Origin of the sequence: Leucobacter sp. G161 (genome assembly GCF_001482305.1) — a bacterium.
Taxonomy (GTDB): Bacteria; Actinomycetota; Actinomycetes; order Actinomycetales; family Microbacteriaceae; genus Leucobacter.
Genome location: NZ_LOHP01000014.1, coordinates 17,254 through 37,471, shown reverse-complemented (window position 1 = coordinate 37,471; position 20,218 = coordinate 17,254). Strand labels below are relative to the sequence as shown.

The 20,218-nt window shown below is 66.4% G+C and carries 15 protein-coding genes, 1 tRNA gene and 1 pseudogene; 8 read left to right on the top strand and 9 right to left on the bottom strand.

Features of this window, described 5'->3' with window-relative positions; all coding sequences use genetic code 11:
• Positions 1 to 75 precede the first annotated feature (75 nt).
• The 6 genes from pdxS (at position 76) to AUL38_RS01205 (ending at position 6,894) form a co-directional block, all read left to right on the top strand.
• Complete coding sequence (gene pdxS, locus AUL38_RS01230) at positions 76 to 966, top strand: pyridoxal 5'-phosphate synthase lyase subunit PdxS (protein ID WP_059058626.1); 891 nt, start codon at positions 76 to 78, stop codon at positions 964 to 966.
• A 36-nt stretch (positions 967 to 1,002) separates the two neighbouring features.
• A complete protein-coding gene (locus tag AUL38_RS01225) occupies positions 1,003 to 1,632 on the top strand; it encodes a LysE family transporter (RefSeq protein ID WP_059058489.1) in 630 nt (209 codons plus the stop codon).
• Positions 1,633 to 1,708: 76 nt separating this feature from the next.
• Complete coding sequence (locus tag AUL38_RS01220) at positions 1,709 to 3,871, top strand: helix-turn-helix transcriptional regulator (RefSeq protein WP_083506497.1); 2,163 nt, start codon at positions 1,709 to 1,711, stop codon at positions 3,869 to 3,871.
• 102 nt (positions 3,872 to 3,973) lie between these two features.
• The gene (locus tag AUL38_RS01215; RefSeq protein WP_235590548.1) at positions 3,974 to 4,900 is read left to right on the top strand and encodes an oxygenase MpaB family protein; all 927 of its coding nucleotides are present in this window, start codon (positions 3,974 to 3,976) and stop codon (positions 4,898 to 4,900) included.
• Positions 4,897 to 6,774, top strand: a complete 1,878-nt coding sequence (locus tag AUL38_RS01210) for a glycerophosphodiester phosphodiesterase family protein (protein WP_059058484.1) — start codon at positions 4,897 to 4,899, stop codon at positions 6,772 to 6,774. The genes AUL38_RS01215 and AUL38_RS01210 overlap by 4 nt, the downstream gene beginning before the upstream one ends.
• 45 nt (positions 6,775 to 6,819) lie before the next feature.
• Positions 6,820 to 6,894, top strand: a tRNA-Lys gene (locus AUL38_RS01205).
• A gap of 69 nt (positions 6,895 to 6,963) precedes the next feature.
• Here AUL38_RS01205 and AUL38_RS01200 read toward each other — a convergent pair.
• Positions 6,964 to 7,227: a GlsB/YeaQ/YmgE family stress response membrane protein gene (locus AUL38_RS01200; protein WP_059058481.1), complete on the bottom strand. Its 264-nt coding sequence runs from the start codon at positions 7,225 to 7,227 to the stop codon at positions 6,964 to 6,966.
• Between the two features lie 198 nt (positions 7,228 to 7,425).
• On the opposite strand from AUL38_RS01200, the gene AUL38_RS01195 reads away from it, so the two are divergent.
• Both AUL38_RS01195 and AUL38_RS01190 read left to right on the top strand, forming a co-directional pair.
• Positions 7,426 to 7,977: a DUF308 domain-containing protein gene (locus AUL38_RS01195; protein WP_059058479.1), complete on the top strand. Its 552-nt coding sequence runs from the start codon at positions 7,426 to 7,428 to the stop codon at positions 7,975 to 7,977.
• 13 nt (positions 7,978 to 7,990) lie between these two features.
• Positions 7,991 to 8,620 (top strand): hypothetical protein, encoded by a 630-nt coding sequence (locus AUL38_RS01190; protein WP_059058478.1) that lies wholly within the window; start codon positions 7,991 to 7,993, stop codon positions 8,618 to 8,620.
• Positions 8,621 to 9,263: 643 nt separating this feature from the next.
• Here the strand turns inward: AUL38_RS01190 and pstB are convergent.
• The 8 genes and pseudogenes from pstB to AUL38_RS01150 all read right to left on the bottom strand — a co-directional run bounded on the left by pstB (position 9,264) and on the right by AUL38_RS01150 (position 20,215).
• Positions 9,264 to 10,042, bottom strand: a pseudogene (gene pstB / locus AUL38_RS01185) (phosphate ABC transporter ATP-binding protein PstB).
• A gap of 28 nt (positions 10,043 to 10,070) precedes the next feature.
• Positions 10,071 to 10,955, bottom strand: a complete 885-nt coding sequence (gene pstA / locus AUL38_RS01180; protein WP_153006422.1) for a phosphate ABC transporter permease PstA — start codon at positions 10,953 to 10,955, stop codon at positions 10,071 to 10,073.
• A 2-nt stretch (positions 10,956 to 10,957) separates the two neighbouring features.
• Complete coding sequence (gene pstC / locus AUL38_RS01175) at positions 10,958 to 11,893, bottom strand: phosphate ABC transporter permease subunit PstC (RefSeq protein WP_059058476.1); 936 nt, start codon at positions 11,891 to 11,893, stop codon at positions 10,958 to 10,960.
• Between the two features lie 96 nt (positions 11,894 to 11,989).
• Positions 11,990 to 13,090: a phosphate ABC transporter substrate-binding protein PstS gene (gene pstS, locus AUL38_RS01170; protein ID WP_059058622.1), complete on the bottom strand. Its 1,101-nt coding sequence runs from the start codon at positions 13,088 to 13,090 to the stop codon at positions 11,990 to 11,992.
• Positions 13,091 to 13,352: 262 nt separating this feature from the next.
• Positions 13,353 to 16,700 carry a serine hydrolase gene (locus AUL38_RS01165; RefSeq protein ID WP_059058474.1) on the bottom strand — a complete coding sequence of 1,116 codons (3,348 nt, stop codon included), beginning with the start codon at positions 16,698 to 16,700 and terminating at the stop codon, positions 13,353 to 13,355.
• A gap of 57 nt (positions 16,701 to 16,757) precedes the next feature.
• Positions 16,758 to 18,149: a serine hydrolase gene (locus tag AUL38_RS01160; protein ID WP_059058472.1), complete on the bottom strand. Its 1,392-nt coding sequence runs from the start codon at positions 18,147 to 18,149 to the stop codon at positions 16,758 to 16,760.
• Between the two features lie 188 nt (positions 18,150 to 18,337).
• Positions 18,338 to 19,234 (bottom strand): diacylglycerol kinase family protein, encoded by an 897-nt coding sequence (locus tag AUL38_RS01155; RefSeq protein ID WP_059058470.1) that lies wholly within the window; start codon positions 19,232 to 19,234, stop codon positions 18,338 to 18,340.
• Positions 19,235 to 19,261: 27 nt separating this feature from the next.
• The gene (locus AUL38_RS01150) at positions 19,262 to 20,215 is read right to left on the bottom strand and encodes an NUDIX domain-containing protein (RefSeq protein ID WP_059058468.1); all 954 of its coding nucleotides are present in this window, start codon (positions 20,213 to 20,215) and stop codon (positions 19,262 to 19,264) included.
• Positions 20,216 to 20,218: the final 3 nt, after the last annotated feature.

Below are 20,218 nucleotides of genomic sequence, written 5' to 3'. Positions count from 1 at the left end.
CGTGAAAAGTGGTTCATTGAGACGCGCAGAAAGTGGGTCTTGTGGCAAACCAAAATGCGCGAAATGGTGGTGCACATGAACGCAACTTTAGACCCTCAGACCGTACCCGCCGCCGCACTCACCGACCGCTTCCGTGGCGGGGTGATCATGGACGTCGTGACTCCCGAACAGGCGCGCATCGCCGAACAGGCCGGCGCCGTCGCGGTGATGGCGCTCGAACGCGTCCCAGCAGACATTCGCGCCCAGGGCGGAGTAGCCCGTATGAGCGACCCCGACCTCATCGACGGCATTCGCGCCGCGGTGTCGATCCCGGTGATGGCGAAGGCGCGCATCGGCCATTTCGTAGAAGCGCAGGTGCTCGAAGCCCTCGGCGTCGACTACATCGACGAGAGCGAAGTGCTGTCGCCGGCCGACTACGTCCACCACATCGACAAGCGCGCCTTTGGCGTGCCGTTCGTGTGTGGCGCGACAAACCTCGGGGAAGCGCTACGCCGGATCTCCGAGGGCGCAGCGATGATTCGTTCGAAGGGCGAGGCGGGCACCGGAGATGTCTCCGAGGCCACGAAGCACATTCGCACGATCAATGCCGAGATCGCGCAGCTCGCCTCGCTCGCGAAGGATGAGCTCTACGTCGCGGCGAAGGAGTTGCGAGCGCCCTTTGACCTCGTCGCGTCGGTCGCGGCGGCGGGGAGCCTGCCCGTGCCGCTCTTTACGGCGGGCGGCATCGCCACCCCAGCCGATGCCGCAATGATGCTGCAGCTCGGCGCCGACGGCGTGTTCGTTGGCTCTGGAATTTTCAAGTCCAACGCGCCGGAAAAGCGCGCGGTCGCGATCGTGCGTGCGGCCGAGAACTTCACTGATGCGGCCGTCATTGCCGAGGTGTCGCGCGGTCTGGGCGAGGCCATGGTCGGGATCAACGTCAGCGATCTGCCAGCGCCACACCGACTCGCTGAGCGCGGCTGGTAGGTCGCCGGACGACACCCGGCAGAATACACTTGCCGGGTGTCGTTTTCGCTGTGGTTGTCCCTGTTGACAGCCTGCCTGGTCATTAGCTTCACGCCCGGAGCCGGCGCGATCAACACCATGTCGAACGCGCTCGCCAGCGGATGGCGGCGATCACTGTGGGGCGTGGTGGGGCAGCAGATCGCGCTCCTCATCCACATCGTGATTGTGGCGGCGGGCATTGGGGTGCTCGTCGCGCGCTCACCGGTGGTGTTTACGGCGATCCGCTATCTCGGCGCCGCCTACCTGGTCTATCTCGGCGTGCGGATGGCGTTCGCTCGGCCGCGGGTCGCGGATCCTGCCGCCTCAGCGACGGTCGTGCCGCGGGTCACGAACCGCGCGATGCTGCTGCGGGGGCTCTGGGTGAACCTGCTCAACCCGAAGGCGATCGTGTTCTTCCTGGCATTCATTCCGCAGTTCATCCGACCCGACGGGCCACAACTGCCCCAGTACCTTGTCCTTACCGCGACGACGCTAGCAGTCGACGTTCTCGTCATGTGGTTCTTCTTCGCGGCCGCGGCTAAGCCGTTCGGCCGGTTCGCCGCGACAGCGCGCGGCCAACGCGTGCTCAACGGGGTATTCGGAGCACTCTTCGTGGCGGTCGCGGCGCTCCTGCTGTTCATGCACTGAGCAGCCGCCCCAAACTTTTTCTTCGAGGACATTTGCGCCGTGCCCGAAGCTCGGCTGCTGCTTGTATCCTGAGCTTATGCACCTAGCAGATTCACAGGGAAGTGTCGGCTCGACTCGGTTCGGGCTGCCCTCTCTCCCCTCGCGGCGCGAAGCAGAACGGATCGCGATGCACGCGTTCCGTTCCGGTGCGTCGATCGCGGTGCATGGCGAGTCTGGCGGAGGCCGAACAACCGCGCTCTGGCGGCTCAGCGCAGCCCCCGCCAGTGATGGGCGCGAGCGCCTCACCCTGCTCGGCAGCGCCGCGCTTACGAACGTCCCGTTCGGGCACCTCGCAACGCTCACGACGCGGTTGCCAGAACTGTCCGCGTACACCACTGACCCACTCGGGGCCCTGCACACACTCGGGCAACGGGTCGCGATCACCCCGCTGAGCGTACTTGTCGATGACGCAGAGTATGTCGACGCGGAGAGCGCCGCCATACTCACCCAGCTCGCCAGCGTTGGTACGCTGCAGCTCGTGGTCGCCGTACGCGAACCGCGGGACCTGCCCACAGAGTTTCAACGGTTTCTCACCCACGCAGACACTGCACAGGTGACACTCGGAGCGATCGACATCACCGACGCGAAGACGATGCTTGAGGCCCAGCTTGCTCAGCCGGTGAACGCGAGCTCCGTCACGAAGCTCTACGAAGAGGTGCAGGGTGACCTCGCGCAGCTCGCCCGTGCTGCCGACGCTGCGATGCGCGACGGCAGGTTCGTGAGTGCTCGCGGATACCTCGTCCTCGCACGCAAACGCACACCGGGAGACACCTCGGACGCGCAGCTCACGCCGGAGCAGCGGCTCACCCAGGCCGCAGCCGAGTACCAAACCGGTGACCACGCGAGAGCGCTCTCGCTGCTCGCGCCGCTCATTGCTGACGGCGACGCCGAGGCGCGGCTCCTCGCAGGCCGGATCGAGGTGCTCACGGGCGACGTCGGGCACGGCATCGAACTGCTCACCAGGCAGCTGGGGGACTCCGAACGGTTCCACGCCCAGAGCTCGCTGTGGCGTGCCCACGGGGGAGAACCCTTTGACGCTGGTCAGTTCGAAGCGTGGGCCGCGGAGACAACATTCCCAGCCGAGCTCCGGCTCGGCCTCACCGCGGCGGTGATCGTGCACGACTGCTATGCGGGCGACCCCGCAGCAGGCCTCGAGCGGGCCTTCGCCGCCCTCGGGAGCGAGCTCTGGGAATCAGCGACCGGCTACGACGCAGGAGCACTGCTCTATTCGCTGCATCTTGCGGTGCTGTGCGAGGGATCACACGAGCTCGGGCACGCGGCTCGGTTCGAGGGCATCGACTGGGGCAGGCTCGCGCTCGACCACGGCCTCTTCATTACCTCTCGGGCATACGTCTGCGCAGAATACGGGATGGCCGCAGAAACTCTCGACCTCACCGAGCAGGTGCTCGCGCTCACCGAGCAGGGCGACCCATTCGGCATCGCCGGCTTCGTGGCCGCCGCCGGTGCCGCCGCCGCGGCAATGCTCGACGACCTCGAACGCGCCAGCGAGCTCCTCGACGTCTACCGGTCCAGCTCCGTCCACAGCGGGCAACTGCTGCACCCCGAATCCGAGCGGATCGCACTCGCCGCGATCCTCGCCGTCGAAGGCGAAGACGCGGCCCACGCCGAGTTCGACCTGCTCGTCGCCCGCGCCCGTCACGAAGGTCACGCATTCCTCGTCATGCGCCTCGAACACGAGGCCTGGCGCTTGGGTCTGTCAGATTCACCCGATGCGCTCGCCGCAGCGGCAGCGGGAGTGACGGGCCAGTTCGCTGCCTCGTTGCAACTGCTGGCTCAGACCGACTCCGTTGAGGAACTCGCCAGCGAACTGCTCGCGCACGGACGCACACTGTTTGCCGCGGAATTCCTTGCGGACGCTGCCAGGGCTGCACGAGACGCAGAGAACCGAGTGCGAGCGCAGGCACTGTTTGCCCAGTCCGCCGAACTGGCAGACCAGCTGCCCGGTGTGAACACCCCGCGACTGGGGCGCGTGCGTGTCGACCCGAACCTCCTCACCGCCCGCGAGATCGAGGTGTCGATTCGGGCGGCTGCGGGGCTCACGAACACCGAGATCGCCGACGAGCTGTTCCTGTCGCACCGAACCGTTGAGGGGCATCTCCAACGCGCCTACGCGAAACTCGGGGTGAGCGACCGGCACCAGCTGCTTCCGCTCCCGACTGACACGGGGCTACCTGAATAGCGTCGCACCCCTACGCAGTCTGGTGTGTCGGACGTCCGAGCAGTGGAGAGTAGGGGGTGCCCGCGGCAGCAGCCCGCGGACTGACCCCGAAGGATTGCCGCCGTGCCCACATCGACCACGCTCCCGCCAACGCAGGCGACTGGAGTCACTGCCGCGGGAAGCTGCCCGGTAGCCCACGGCATCGGCCGTGCCCCGCAGACCGCCGAACACGCAGACACGGGGTACTTCGGGCCCGACAGCGTGAGCTGGCGAGTGTTCGCTGATCCCTCCGCGAAGCTGGGCGGGGTTGCCGCGATTCTGCTGCAATCGCTCAACCCGATGATGATGCGACTGTTTGCCGCGACGAGCGACTACACCGCCGACGTCGAAGGGCGCGGCGAGCGCACCGGCCGATACCTCGACACGATCGTCTACGGCGATCGCGCGCACGCCGAGGCCGCTGCCGAAGCGGTGAACCGGCTGCACGCCGCGAGCGTCTGGACGGACCCGCGCACCGGCGAGGAGCTGCGTGCCGACAACGAGGAGTGGCTCGCGTGGACCCACAACACCCTCGTCTACGGCCTGCTGCGCGCGGCCGAGGCATTTGGCCCCGAGCTCAGTGCCGAAGAGCAGGATCGCTTCATCGTGGAACAGCACGTCGCGGCGTGCCTGGTCGAGATTGAGGACGAAGCCTTCCTGCCCAGCACTCGCGCGGAGCTCGACGCGTACATCGAGGACAATAAGTCGTGGATGGCGTTGACGCTTCCCGCCGCAGAGATTTCACGTTCGCTCAGGAGCCCATCGCTCTCGGGCAACCCCGTAGCAACCTGGATCAGCGTGAATGTGCAGGACGGGATTCTCTCGCTCCTGCCCGATTGGGCGCTGCTGCTCTTCGGCATCGAAGGCCGCCCCATGAACCTCAACGCCGCAGCTAAGGCAACCCAGCGGATCATTGGAACGGCGCGCAAGAACGTCTCGACCGCAGACATGATCTCCGAGGTGACCACGCGAGTGGAGACCCACCCGTATCGGAGAGTGCGGCAGGCTTGACCACGCTTCGTCAGATCCGGCGGAGTACCTGCCTGCTGCTGCGCGGGGCAGCTCACCGCCTGAAAATCGCGGGATTGCCGCTACTCGCCGCGATCCTCATCTCACAACTTGTGATTCTCGCGATCGTGCTGCCCGTGAACCAGTGGCTGTTCCGGGAAGCGCTCCGCTCGGTCGGGCACACCGGACTCGACCTTGCGGCCCCGATGCGTCCCGAGGGAGTGCCGTTCACGCTCGCCCTCATCGCCGTCATCATCCTGATCGCCTTCTGGGCGATGGCAGTGCAATTCGCCCTCTTCACGATCATGCTCAACGGCTCGCACCTCCGCGCGGCGCCCAGCGAGCAGTTGCGGCACCTCGGCGCCGTGCTGCGCAAGATGCTGCGCCCGAGTTCGATCCCGCTTCTCGGGTACCTGTTTTTCCTGTTGCCACTCACCGGCTTCGGCTTCACCTCGCTGCTCGCGAAGGGCATTGCGATCCCGCCGTTCATCTCCGGTGAGCTTGAGAAGGGTGTCGTCAGCTGGCTTGCGCTCGCCCTGTTTCTCTTTATCCTCGGCTCCGTAAACGTGCGGCTCGCACTCACCGTGCCGATCTTCACACTCACGACGGCGACGGGCGGGCGCTCCTCGCGCTTGAGCATTCGGCTCACGCGCGGTGCCGTGGCCGAGTGGGGGATCGTGTGCGCGGGATTCACCGTGCTCGTACTGGCTGCTTTCGCCACGATCGCGCTGTTTGTGGTGTCGCTCCTGCCGACGCTGCTCGCTGACGCGATCGCGCCGGACGCCGCGCCAGGAGTAGCCGCAGTATCGTTCGGCGTCGCGCAAGTACTCGCCCTCGTACTCACCGGTGGTGCGACGGCGGCAATCGCCGCAGTGCTCACGCAGGGCCTCGCTCTGCGGCGGCAGCGCTTGCCTGCGGACATTGAGCAGCTGCGCCCGGGGACTGACGCGGCCAAGCCGAAAGTGGGTGCCGTGGCGGGAGCCGACGCGGGAGCTCCCATGGCGCGGCCCCGCGCGCTTCCCGCGGTGCTCGTCGTGATCGCAGTGCTCAGCGCTGCAGTCTTCACCGGAACGGGGTGGAACACGATGCACCGATTGCACGCCGCCCCCGAGACGCTCGTGATCGCCCACCGCGGATTCTCCGATGGCGGCGTCGAGAACACACTCGGCGGGCTCGAAGCCGCCGCCGCCGCGGGTGCAGACCTCGTTGAGATGGACGTCATGGAGACCGCGGACCACCAGTTCGTCGCGATGCACGACGCAGACCTCACGCGGCTCGCCGGGATCACCGCGAAGGTTGCCGACCTCACCCTTGCCGAACTCACCGCGATCACCGTCGAGGATCTCGACGGGCACAGAGACCTGATTCCGTCCTTTGCGGACTACCTGCTGCGCGCGAAAGCGCTGGAGATGCCGTTGCTTATCGAAATCAAACTCGGCGGCAACGACAGCCCAGATCACGTCGAGCGCCTCGTCGCCGAGCTGGAGGAGCTGGGGGTACTCGATGACCATATGTATCACTCGCTTGACGTCCCGAGCATCGAACGCCTCAAGCAGATGCGGCCCGATCTCATGGTCGGATACACGATGGCGTTTGCCGCGGTCGAAGCGCCTGACACGGTCGCTGACATGATCGTCGTCGAGCAGTGGACGGCGAGCGAGGCAGTCCAGCGTTCGGCGCAACGCGCGGGCCTCGCGTTCTTTGCATGGACGGTGAACGATACTGCGTCCATGCGAGACCACCTGCGCCGCGGCACCGATGGCATCATCACCGACCAGCCAGACGAGGTCGCGCAGCTGCGTGGCGAGATGGGTGAGCATGACGGCCTTGCCGCCGTGTTGTTCGACGCGCTTGCCAGGTTCGTGACGCTCGGGTGACGAAGGTGAAGTGGGGGCCTCGAATCCGGTAGGCTACTGGGGTTGGCCCCTATAGCTCAGCGGTAGAGCTACGGACTTTTAATCCGCAGGTCGCAGGTTCGATCCCTGCTGGGGGCACCACGCAAACACAAAAAAAGACCCGGTCAGAACGGAAGTTCTGACCGGGTCTTTTGCGTCATGGGTGCGCGGTTAGTCCTTGCGGCGCCCCGTGACAGCTCCCCAAATGAGCAAGACGACCAGTGCGCCACCTATCGCGAGTGCCCAGGTCTGAAGCGACCAGAACTCTTCGAGCGGAGCGTTGAATAGGAGTGACCCGAGCCAGCCGCCGACAACGGCGCCGACGACGCCGAGAATGAGTGTCGCGAACCAGCCGCCTCCGTTTTTGCCCGGCATGATCGCTTTCGCGATTGCCCCTGCAATGAGCCCGAGCAGTATGAAAGCTAAGAATCCCATGAGTTTCCCCTTTCGCTTGGATCCCCAATTATTCTCCGTTCACCATGAGAGTCAAGGGCTTTTCCGGTTCTCACAGTTTTGGCCTATTCCGGGATTCAGCCGACAGCGCACCTCCGCCGCTACACAGCCGCCAACGCCTAAAGTGGGTGGTGCAACCGCACGGACACAGAACTCGCTGCGTGCCGGGGAAGGAGCGCCATGAGCTGGGAACTGATTCCCGAGGGCTCGCAGCCGGGTGGCCGTGTCCCTCGCCGCTTCCCCTGGGGAGTGCCGCTCGTCCTCGGAATCGTGACGGTGCTCATCGGCCTCAGCCTGCTGGTGTGGCCATTTTTCGCGGCGAGCCGGATCCTCGCGCTACTCATCGGCGCAGCCCTCATCGGCAACGGTCTCGCGACACTGGTGGGCTCGCGTGCTCGCGGTTTCGGCATGCCAGCAGCGGTACTGTTTATCGTCCTCGGAGTCATTGCAATTGCCGCCCCCGAACTGACGGTGAGCCTACTGGTTGGCTTCGTCGCAGCAACCATGCTGTTCATCGGAACGGTGTGGCTGGCGATCGCGATCCGCATGCGGCAAGCGATCCACTGGATCTTCATCGCGATCCCGGCAGCGATTATCGCCCTCGGCGTCGTCGCCCTCATCTGGCCATCGCTCGCTTTGATCGTCGCGGCGTTCGTCGCCGGATTGGTCACCACGCTCATCGGCGGCTCGCTCGTCTGGGCCGCACTCGCGCTGCGCCGCGGAAACGCGTAGCCTGGCTCACCGTATGACACGAGAACACCAGCGCCCCATTCTGCAACCGTCCGCCGCGTTCGACGGGATCATCGGATCCGACGACCCCGAAGCAGCCCACAGGCTCGCCCAAGAGACGTCCTGGGCCCTCCTGCACCGCGTCCGAGAGGTCGCTGACCCGGCAATCGTGCAGCGAGTCGTCGAAGTTGCTTCGGGCGACGGGATCAACGACATCGCCGAGCTGTGGGCACGGGAGAGCCCGAACTCCCTCGCAGGCGTGCTCTGGCGGCTGTACCTGCTCCGCCGTATCACGGTCGCCGACCCTGTCGGCACAGCCGATCTCTTCGCGCGCGGTTCGCAGCGAATCGGCACGATCGACCCGATCGTTGTCGGCGCAGTCGAACCCGCCACGCCCGACTCCATCGCGGAGCTGTGCGACAGGATCCTCCGCGGCGCGTTCGTCGGTGATCTCGGAGCAACCCTGGACCGGGCAGCAGCCTACTCACGCGTTATGGCCGCTGGCTCCGCTGAACTCGCCGACGACCGTGACCCGCACGACGAAGCGCACGGCAGCGCGCTCACCACACGAGCGCTGCGTTACGCCACAATCGCACGCGAACTCGACGGCGCCGCACGCCGCTGGCGCGACGGCACCCTCGGCTAACGCACAGCGAGTTCAGCAACTCCGAGTACACTTAGGGGTGCCGGGCCGCAGTTCCCCGGGCTCCAAAAATTGCCGCTTCGAGCGGCCTTCCGCCGAGAGGCGTTCTGCGGCTCGGTCTTAAGTTTGTGTGCTGGCGTGTCTTCGCTGCTGCGACTTAACTCTGCACCAGGGCCGTGGGGTGGCGGTGTGTGCCGTTCAGAAGCGCCGGCTAGCGCCGGAGGCCTTGGGGCCTGTGCCGAAGGTCTTGGATCTTCCGTTCCTATGCCGAAAATGGCAGGAATTGGCATATGGATCGTAGATTGCAGATCTTCGGGCTTGGGGCTTGGGGCTTGGGGCTTGGGGCTGCCGCAGCTGCTTCGCAGCCTTGCCTTGGGGCTGAGATGCAAGCTGCGCAGGAGCCCCGGGTGCACTTCGGCTGACGGGCATGCACCGAAGGTCTTGGATCTTCCGTTCCTATGCCGAAAATGGCGGGAAGTGGCATACGGATCGTAGATTGCAGATCTTGGGCGGGGTAGGCTGCGGCCTCGCCGGGGTGGGCTGCAGCCTTGCCGAGGTAGGGATGCTGTGTGCGACTCAAACCTGACAACAACGCGAAAGCGCCCGCCCGCAGCAGCGGACGGGCGCGATCCCGGGGTAACGAGGTCTAGCCGAAGCGGCCCGAGACGTAGTCCTCGGTCGCCTGCACAGCGGGGGAGCCAAAGATGGTCGCAGTGTCGTTGTACTCGATGAGCTTGCCGGGCTTGCCGGTCCCTGCGATGTTGAAGAACGCGGTGCGGTCCGAGACCCGCGATGCCTGCTGCATGTTGTGGGTCACGATGACGATCGTGTACTCCTGCTTGAGCTCCGCGATGAGATCCTCGATCGCGAGCGTCGAGATCGGGTCGAGCGCCGAGCACGGCTCATCCATCAGCAGGACCTCAGGGGAGACCGCGATCGCCCGCGCGATGCACAGGCGTTGCTGCTGTCCGCCGGAGAGGCCGGCACCCGGCTTCTCGAGGCGGTCCTTGACCTCGTTCCAGAGGTTTGCGCCGCGCAGCGACTTCTCGACGAGGGCATCTGCGTCGCCCTTCGAAATGCGCTTGTTGTTCAGCTTCACGCCCGCGAGCACGTTGTCGCGGATAGACATCGTCGGGAACGGGTTCGGCCGCTGGAAGACCATGCCGACCTGGCGGCGCACGAGCACGGGATCGATGCCCGGCGCGTAGAGGTCTTCGCCGTTGAGCAGCACCTGGCCCTCGACTCGTGCGCCGGGGATGGTTTCGTCATGCGGTTCAGCGTGCGGAGGAAGGTCGACTTGCCGCAGCCCGAGGGGCCGATGAACGCGGTGACCGAGCGGGGCTCGATGGCGAGCGAGACATCCTCGACCGCGAGAAACTTCGAGTAGTAGACGTTGAGGTCTTCAACTTCGATGCGCTTCGACATGTGCTGCTTTCTGTGGGTGTGGTGCGTGTCAGCGTGCGACGGCGGAGAACCGGCGGGCGATGAAACGGGCAAACAGGTTGAGTGCCATCACGATGAGAATGAGGAGGAGTGCTGCCGCCCACGCGCGCTCAATGAACGCTGAGGCGGGGTTGCCCTGGTTGGCGAACTGCGTGTACACGTACACGGGGAGCGACTGCATGCGGTCGCTGAACAGGCTGTAGTTCATGCTCGCGGTGAAGCCGGCCGTGATGAGGAGCGGCGCGGTTTCGCCGATGACGCGGGAGATCGCGAGCATGACTCCGGTCATGATGCCGGCCATCGAGGTGGGGAGCACCACCTTGAGGATCGTGCGCCACTTCGGCACGCCGAGCGCGTAGGACGCTTCACGGAGTTCGCCGGGCACGAGGCGGAGCATTTCTTCGCTCGAGCGCACGACGACCGGGATCATGAGGACCGCCAGCGCCACCGCACCGATGACACCCATCCGCGCACCGGGCCCGAGGACGAGCGCGAATGCGGCGTAGGCGAACAGACCCGCGACGATCGAAGGTATACCGGTCATGACGTCGACAAGGAAGGTGATGATCTTGGCAAGCCGGCCGCGACCGTACTCGACGAGGTAGATGGAAGTCATGAGGCCGAGCGGCACCGCGATGACTGTCGCCGCGAGCGTGATGAGCAGCGTGCCGATCATCGCGTGCAGTGCTCCGCCGCCCTCGCCGGTGACGTTGCGCATCGACGAGGTGAAGAACTCGAGGTCGAAGCGGGCGATACCGTTCGAGACGACCGTGATCGCGAGCGAGACGAGGGGGATGAGCGCGACAAGGAAGGCCGCCGTGACGAGCACGGTGACGAGCCGGTCGGTGATCTTGCGGCGCGCGGTGGCGCCGTTTGCGGCTGCGGTGAGCGACATGGTTAGGCTCCGATCCGGGCGTTCTGACGGCTCACAATCCACCGCGCGAGCGCGTTCACGAGGAAGGTGACGATGAAGAGGATGAGGCCGGTTGCGATGAGCACGTTGACGTTCTCGCCGTAGGCCTCAGGGAAGGTGAGGGCGATATTCGCGGCGATCGTCGAGGGGTTATCGGCAGTGAGCAACTTGAACGAGACGATGCCGCTCGCGGAGAGCACCATCGCGACGGCCATGGTCTCGCCGAGCGCGCGGCCGAGGCCGAGCATCGCGCCGGAGATGATGCCCGGCTTCGCGAACGGGAGCACCGAGAGGCGGATCATTTCCCAGCGGGTCGCACCCAGCGCGAGCGCGGCTTCCTCGTTGAGCTTGGGAGCCTGGAGGAAGACCTCGCGAGAGATCGCGGTCATGACGGGGAGGATCATCACGGCGAGCACGATGGCCGCGGTGAGGATCGTGCGGCCGGTGCCACTCGGGGTGCCACCGAACAGTGGGATCCACCCCATGTGCTCATTGAGCCAGACATACAGCGGGCGCACCGCGGGGGCGAGCACCATGATGCCCCACAGGCCGTAAACGACGCTCGGTACGGCAGACAGCAGGTCGATGAGGTAGCCGAGCAGCTGCGAGAGCTTGCGGGGGGCGTAGTGCGAGATGAACAGCGCGATCCCGATCGAGAGCGGGAGCGCGATGATGAGTGCGAGCACCGCCGCCCAGACGGTGCCGAACACGAGGGGGCCGACGTAGCCCCAGAAGTTGGTGGTGAGCACCGACGCCGTGTCGCTCGTAGCGACGAAGGCGGGGATGCTCTGCACGATGAGGAAGACCGCGACGGCGGCGAGGATGACCAGGATCATGCTGCCTGAGGCGATGGCCGTGCGCGAGAACACTCGGTCGCCGCGGCTAAGAACCTGACGCGGCGCGGTCGTGGGAGCAGTCACTTCGGGAGTGCCTTCCGATGGGGGAGGTGAAGCAGAACAAGCGGGGTACTGCCCGGGTGGAACGGCCACTGAGCGGCCGCTCCACCCGGGAGCGGGTTAGCTGATCGCTGCGACTGCGGCGGAAGCCTTCTCGCGGAGCGAGTCCGAGATCGGGGCGGAGCCGGCAGCCTTCGCAGCCACGTCCTGGCCCTCGGGGCTCACGATGTACTCGAAGTAGCTCTTCACGAGCTCGGCGTTTGCCGGGTCAGCGTAGGACTCGCAACCGACGAGGTAGCTCACGAGCACGAGCGGGTAGACGCCGTCTGCGGTGCTGGTGCGGTCGAGCTCGATCGCGAGGTCGTTCGCGCCGCGACCCTCTTCGAGTGGCGATGCGTCAACGATTGCCGCAGCTGCCTCGGGGGTAAACGGAACGTACTTGTCGCCGACCTTCACCGAGACGGTGCCGAGGTCGTCGGCCTTCGAAGCGTCGGCGTAGCCGATGGTGCCGACGCCGCCCTTCACTGCCTCGACGAGGCCCGAGGTGCCCTGGGCTGCCTCGCCGCCGGTGATGTCGGTCGGCCACTCCTCGACCGAGCCCGCGGTCCACGCCTCAGGGGCTGCGGCTGCGAGGTACTCGGTGAAGTTGCCGGTGGTGCCCGACTTGTCCGAGCGGTGCACGGGAACGATCGCCTGGTCCGGGAGCGTTGCGTCTGGGTTCGCTGCAGCGATCGCTGCGTCGTTCCACTTGCTGATCTCGCCGGTGAAGATCTTCGCGATCGTTGCCGCGTCGAGGTTCAGGTTGTCGACGCCGTCGACGTTGAACACGAGGGCGATCGGGGAGATGTATGCGGGGATCTCGACGATGTCGCTCGTCGTGCAGGCGTCAAACGGGCCTGCGGTGATCTCTTCTGCCTTGAACGCGCGGTCCGAGCCAGCGAACGCGACTGCGCCCTTCTGGAACGACTCGCGGCCGGCACCCGAGCCCGAGGGATCGTAGTTGATGGTGACGTCAGCGTTCGCAGTCTGGAAGCCGGCGATCCACCCCTGCTGCTGGGCTGCGTCCTGCGACGAAGCACCAGCGCCCGAGAGGGTACCGGTCAGCGACGAAGCGGTCTCGTCGCCGGTTTCGGGTGCGGCTTCGTTAGCGGCGCAACCGGTGAGGATAAGCAGGGCGGCGCCGCCTACAGCGGCTGCCTTCATCGTGGATGAGAACTTCACGAGTGTCGTGTCCATTCTGATGTGGTGTGATCCTGATTGCCTGGCGATTACCTGGCGATATCCACGCTAAGGATCGGGTGTGACTGGGATCCGACCGGAGGGTAAACATGAGGTGAACTCGCGGTAATGCTCGGGCGTCTGCCCTGGGCGGCAGTCTGCCCATGGCAGATTCAGCATCGGCACGCACACAGCAGAGGGGTGTTGGACAGGTGGCATGCGCCACGCGTCCAACACCCCTGTAGAGCCGTCGAGCGGAACTTCCCTAACCGCTCACCTTGCGCATCGCGCGGGCCCCGAACGTGACGTACCGTTCCCCGGTTGGGAGCGTGTAGAACTTCACTGACGCCCAGGAATGGCTGCCCTCGGGGCGCAGAGCGAACAGCCCCTCACGTACCGGCACCAGATCACACTCGGTGACCGCTTGAGAGACGAAGCTCGCCGCGTCGCCGCTCACGGTCGACCGGGCCCGCAGCGCGTCGCCCGTCTCGAAGACCTCCAGCTCCACGTTTGCTCGCTCGTAGCGACCGAGATACGGTGTCACGTCGGTCTCGAACGGTGCTGCCGGCGGGCCGAAGTCCGTCGGCAGCGCAACATCGCCGAGTGCAGCGAAAATCTCGCCGAAGAGCTGTTGGTACAGATCCTTCGCGTTGCCCCCGTTCGTGAGGAGTACGACGGCGAGCCCTGCCTCCGGCAGCACCCGGAGCATGGCAGCCTGACCGATCGTCGCCCCGTCGTGGCCGTAGAGCCTGGTCCCGCCCCAGTCGAAACGAATCCACCCGAGCCCCCAGGAGTCTCCGAGCACGGTCGTGTCTGGAAGCTCGACCTGGAATTCGGTCATGAGGGTGGCGCTCCGCTCAGAGAGCACGCGTGAGCCATCCTGTGTCACGCCCCCGAGCAGGTGCATGCGCGCGAACTCGAGGACATCGTGCGCCGAGGAATTGATGATGCCGGAGGGGCCAAGCGACCGCGGCGGCGACCACGCCGGCGCGAGCTTGGGGCCGTGCTCGTCGCGTCCCAGATGCCCGAACGCGGCGCGAAATCGGAGCGCCTCCTCGGGCAGTGTGCCGGTGTGCTGCAGCCCCAACGGCCCGAAGAGCCGCTGCCGCATGGCCTCGTCCCAACTCAGCCCCGTGAGCTGTTCGATGACTCGCCCGAGCAGCGCGTACCCCGCGTTGGAATAGGAGAACGTCGCTCCGACCGGATGATTCTGTGGCACGTCGGCAAGCGTTGCGACGTATTTCTCGAGGCAATCGTCACCGCGGCCGGTGTCGGTAAAGACGTCGCCGTCGATGCCGCTCGTGTGGGTGAGGAGGTGGCGGATGGTGACCGCCTGCGTGGCCTCCGCGTCAGCGAGGCGGAGGCTGGGCAATACGTCGACGACTCGCGTGTCGAGCGTCAGCTTGCCCTCCTCGATGAGCTGCATCGCGACTGTCGCCGTCCACACCTTGGTGATCGACCCGATCTGGAAGACGGAGTCGCCCGTGGTCTCAACGCCGGTCTCGACGTTCAGTACACCGTGGCTCGCGATCGCAGCGTCGTCGCCGAGGCGCAGAATGCCGAGGGTCGCCCCGGGAACCTGATGCAACGGTGCCAACTCACTGAGCCGCTGTTGCCAGTGGGCAGCATCTAGGGCTGTGCGCCGCACCGGTGTGCCGGTTGGTGGCGCGTAGCGGACGACCCAATCCACGATGCGCCGGTTCCAGTCGGCCCGGTGCGACGGCTTCCCGCTGCGCGGGAAGCCGTGTGCGGCGCCCGGGTAGATCACGAGCTCGGCCGGCACGTGCTGCTCGCGCAGCGCCGTGAACCACTGCTCGGCCTGGCCGACGGGGCAGCGGTGGTCGTCGCCGCCGTGCACGATGAGCGTCGGGGTACGCACGTCGGTGACGCGGGTGAGCGGTGACTGACGCAGGATGGCCTCGGGATCCTCCCAAGGATTGGCTTCGAGCTCCCGTCTGGACAGGAAGTTGCCGACGTCCGAGGTGCCCGTGAGACTCGCGAGATCCGCGACGACGCCGCCGGTGACGGCCGCAGCGAAGCGCTGGTCGCGCGCGGTGAGGTAGCACGTCGTGTATCCGCCGTAGCTGTAGCCGGCGATGGCGAGTCGGTCCGGATCCGCGATCCCCTCCGCGACGAGTGCGTCGAGCGGTTCGAGGAAATCATCCGCGTCGCTCGTGCCCCACACGCCCAGCACGGCACGCATGAACTCCTCTCCGTAGCCGTCGCTGCCACGGGGATTGAGAATGAGCACGGCCCAGCCGCGATCAACGAGTTCGTGGTGGTAGGCGTGGAACGGCTCTGCCGCGCCGTTCCAGGCGTTGTGTGGGCCGCCGTGCACGTCAAGCAGCAGCGGCAGCGGGCCGGCGTGCGCGGGGTTTCGCCGCAACCAGCCGTGCACCACTGTGCCGTCGGAAATAGTGAAGCTGCGCTGCTCGGCTGCGATCACGCCGGAGTCTGTCGGAGTGTACTCGGTGAGCACGGTGAGCGTTCCCGAGTCGAGCTCGACCAGCGCGACCTCACTGTAGCTCGTTGACGTCGCGACGATTGCTGCGGCGCGTGAACCGGAGACCGAGAGGCCTGAAACATTCGACGCCCCAGTGATGAGCGGCCGCAGCCGCGCACCGGCAGGATCCGCCGCATAGAGGTGGGTATAGCCGTTATCGCGCGCGCAGAACACGATCTCAGCGCCACCATCTGCGAACTGGGGGAGCGCGCCGGGGTACCCCGGGCCGCCAGGCATGACGTTGCGGTCGAGCGATTCGGTGAGGTGTCGTGCGGCGGAGCCGTCGAGGGGCAGCATGATCACGCCCGCGTTGCCGATCTCGGTGTCGGTCCGACCAACCGCGATGACGCTTGATCCGTCTGGTGTCCACGCCACCGCAGAGAGCTGCCCGTCGAGCGTGCTGAGGAGTTGCGGGACCGCCCGTGGATCTCCTGCCGGGATCAGGTAGACGGCGCTTGCGAGCGTGAGGTCACGGTCGTCCTGCATGCCCGCGGCAAACGCGATGCGTTGGCCCTCGGGGGACCACACGGGGGTGCCAGCGAACCAGTCCCCGCGCGTGAGCTGAACAGTGCTCTGGTCGGCGAGGTCCACGACGTGCACGTGTGTGCGCATCGAGCCAAAGTGGCCAGTGCCATCGAGTTTGTAGCCTAGGCGCTCGGCGACAAGTGGGCCCAAGCGGCGGCGCGCCGACTCGGTACTGCCGTCGCCCGGGAGCGCTGCTCGGTCAACTGGACCGGTAAATGCGATCCGCCCGCTGTCCGCGCTCCAGACGGGCGGGCCTGCCCCCAACGGCTGCCGGGTCACCTGCTCGGGTTCGCCACCTGCGATCGGCAAGACGAACAGCTGCGCGTGCCCCTCGTGTACACGCAGAAACGCGATTCGCGTGCCATCGGGGCTCCACGCTGGTGCGGTATCTGCGGTGCCCTGCGTGAGACGACGAGCCCGACCGCCCGCTGCCGGAACCAGCCAGAGTGAGCGTTCGTCGCGATCCTCCTCGCGATTCACTGTTCGCAGCACGTAGACGATCTGTGAGCCGTCCGGCGACAGCGCCGGCTGCTCAGGGAGGGGCTGCGCGATGAACTCATCAGTGAGAATGCGCCGTCGTGTCATGGGTGTAACTCCTGTTCAGCGGGTGATCGTTCGGGAATCTCGCGGCCAGGGAGCAGGTTACGTCGTGACGCGCCGGCTCGCCCGGCCGCCGTGCAGGTGCGTCGCGCGGCCGTGTCCGTCATCCCCGACGAACTCGTACTGGGGCATCGTCACCTGGTCGACCGTGAGCGCGAGCACCGTGTCACCGCGCCAGCGCACCAGCTCCACCGGTTCTGGTTTCGGGCCCAGCTCGGCAAAAATGCCCTGGAGCTCGTGCTCGATCCAGACGCGGCCGTCATCGTCCTGGGTGACATGGATGTCCGCGGCCTGCGAGCGGTACGTCCCGACGTAGCGCGACGCGTCGAAGCGCTGCGCCTCCGGGTCAGGTACCGGTGCTGCAGGGGGTGTGATCCCGGTCAGCCGTTCCACGGCGGGGAGCACGAGATCCGAATACAGCTCCTGCGTTCGCCCGCCGTTCGTCAGGAGCGCGATGGCGATGTTGTGCTCGGGGAACACGCGGAAGAACGCGCTCTGTCCCAGCGTCCCGCCGTTGTGCCCGATCGTGCGCCCACCGTTCCAATCGAAGAGCCGCCACCCGAGCCCCCAGCCGTCGAGCCCGTCACCGAGTACCGGGAGCTGCACCTGCTCCTGCTGCATCGCAGCAACGCTTGCTGAGCTGATGAGCTGCGTGCCGTCAGGCCCGACACCGCCGTTCAGGTGGAGCTTGGCGAAGGCCATGAGATCCTCCGCGCTCATGTTCAGCACTGACCCTGCGGGGGAGTGGCCGCGGATGAGTCCCCACTGCGCCGAGGGCTCGGGCGCACCACCCGCTTCCTTCGTGAGATGACCGAGCGCAGCCCGGAAACGGATCGCTTCCGCCGCGCCAGCGGCGGTGCGGGTGAGCTGGAGGGGATCAATGAGGTGTGTTCGCAGACAGGCCTCGTAGTGGGCGCCACGAAGCACCTCGACGAGGCGACCAAGCACGCAGAATGCTGCGTTGTTGTACGAGAACATGTCGCCTGGGCTGAAGAGCTGGGGGACGCTGTCCAGGCCAGCGACGAAGCGCTCGACCGCGTCTTCGCCCTCACCAGAGGGCGTGAATACATCGCCCTCGAACCCCGAAGTGTGGCTGAGGAGTTGGCGGACGGTGATGGCGGCCGCGGCGGCGTCATCGGCGAGCGTGAACTCCGGAAGGTACCGTCGAATGGGTGCGTCGAGTTCGACGAGCCCCTCGTCGACGAGCTGCATGACGAGCGTCGTCGTCCAGACCTTCGTGATGGACCCGATTTGGAACACCGAATCGGTCGTCGCCTCAACACCGGTCAGCGTGTTGAGCACCCCGCTCGACGCGGAGAAGATCTCGTCGCCGCTGAGCACCGCGACGGATGCCCCCGGGACGCTGTGCTGTGCGAGGAGTCCGGGAAGGACGTCCTCGATCCAGCCGCCAACCTGCTCCAGCGAATCCGTCATTGGGTTCCTCCTCGTCGAGAAAAGCGTCGCCGCCGATACGGTGCGGTTCCCTCGAGACTATGCGCTAGCTCCCGCGGTGTGCTGGTGGGGATCAACGAGAGATGTGGCGAGCTTTGTTGAATATGACAAAGACGGCTCGCGGCGCACCACCGTCGGGTGCCGCTACCGGGTGGGGCAGCACCCGTCAGCTATGCCAGCAGCGTGAGCGCGCCAGGGGCGACCCGCACCTCGAACGGTCCAGTGCCGACGCGCTCGCCGTCGGAGTACGCGATCTCATCACCGGCGTCGATGCGGATATGCTCGGCGCGCGTGATTGTCACCTCCGGGAGGTGCTCGTGTTTGGCCCGCGCAAGGAGGCCGAGCACGCTGAGCAATCGCAGCTTCGACCCGTTGGAGACCTCGACGAGGTCGAGCATGCCGTCGTGCACCGAGGCGCGAGGGGCGAGCCGGATGCCGCCGCCGATCGCACGTGTGTTCATGACTGTCGAGAGAATGCCCATTGTTGAGTGCTCGGTGCCCCGGATGCGCACCGTGAACCGGCGGGCGCGGAGGATGAGGATCTCGACGACGAGTGCGAGGTGGTACCGGAAGGGGCCGAGCGGGAGACGGATCGCGTTCGCGCGGCGATTCACCGCAGCATCGAGCCCGATCGACAGCCCGCCCGCGAACCAGTGCTCGGTGGCACCGGGGCGGGAGACAACACCGAGGTCCACTGAGAGCGGGGCATCCTCAGCATCAAGCACCCGCGCGACGGCCGCCGCCGGTGAGTGCGGCAGATCGAACTGGCGCGCGAAGTCGTTGCCGCTCCCCGCGGGCACCACGCCGATCGGCAGTGCGCGAGCCTCGGGAAGCTGGAGGATGAGGCCGATGAGACCGTCGCCGCCGACGAGCACGAGCCCCCGGAGTCCACGCTGTGCGGCCGCACGGACACGCGACTGGCAGTCAGCGGCGTCTTCACCGGTGATCTCGATCGCGTGCAAGCCGGCACGCTCGAACTCTGCGAGGACAAGTGTGGCGACACGAGCTCCGCGGCCGAGCGCCGAGCTCGGGTTGACCACGACACCAAACGGCGCATCATCGCGCATGGAAGACCCCTCACCAAGATGATCGAACTAGTGTTTCAACGGATACGTTTCTACTCCGAGTATTCCCGCGCCCGGCCGTGACCGGGAAAAGTGGAAGACCGAGAATCCTGCGGGCGGAAGTCTGGCCGCGTCTTCAATGTACTCTCCCGGGAGGCTCCCACTCGCGAGCATGAGTTCGCGTGCGAGATCGGGGAGGACTGGGAGATGGCTGCAGATCACCGCTGAGCGCCCGCGCTTAATGACCTTGCCGATGAGCCTGCGGGTCGCGGTGAGGTCTCCCTCGTCCCAGAAGTCCTGGCTCAGGCATTCGTGCTCGCGCACATCCTTGCCGATGAGCTCGGCGAGTGGCGCCACCGTGGAGCGGCAACGAACGGCAGTTGAGGAGAAGATCCGCCGCGGCCCGAACGAACGCAGGATCGGGGCGAGGGTGTGCGCCTGCCGCTCGCCGCTCTCGGTGAGCGGCCGCAGGTGATCCTCGGGTACGGCCTCGCCGCGCGGTGCAGCCTTCGCGTGCCGCAGCAGTGTGATCGAAAACGTGTCGAGGAGGCCGGGCTCCGCGAGACGCATGAACACGTCGAACAGCTCGCGGTCCGCCTCGTAGCTCAGCAGGTCACGGGCGGCAGCCGCAGCGACCCACTCGAGCGCCTGCACCTCGGAATTCGGTTTGAACGTTGAAGCGAGCGCGGCCTTCGCGGTGACCTCGGCGGCCCAGTACTGGACGATCTTTGCGTTGCCGCCGGGCATCTCGTAATGAATGGTGCCGAGGCTCGCGCCAAGTGCAATGCGCAGTCCGGTTTCCTCGCGGGTCTCCCGCACCGCCGCCTGCGGCATACTCTCGCCGGGGTCGAGCTTCCCCTTGGGGAAGGACACGTCGCGCTGCTTGCGGCGGTGAATCAGCAGGACCATGAGCTCGTCACGGCCGGAAGCGGTTCGCACCCGCCGCCACGGGATCGTGCCGGCCGCGTACACCTGTTTCGCCACGTC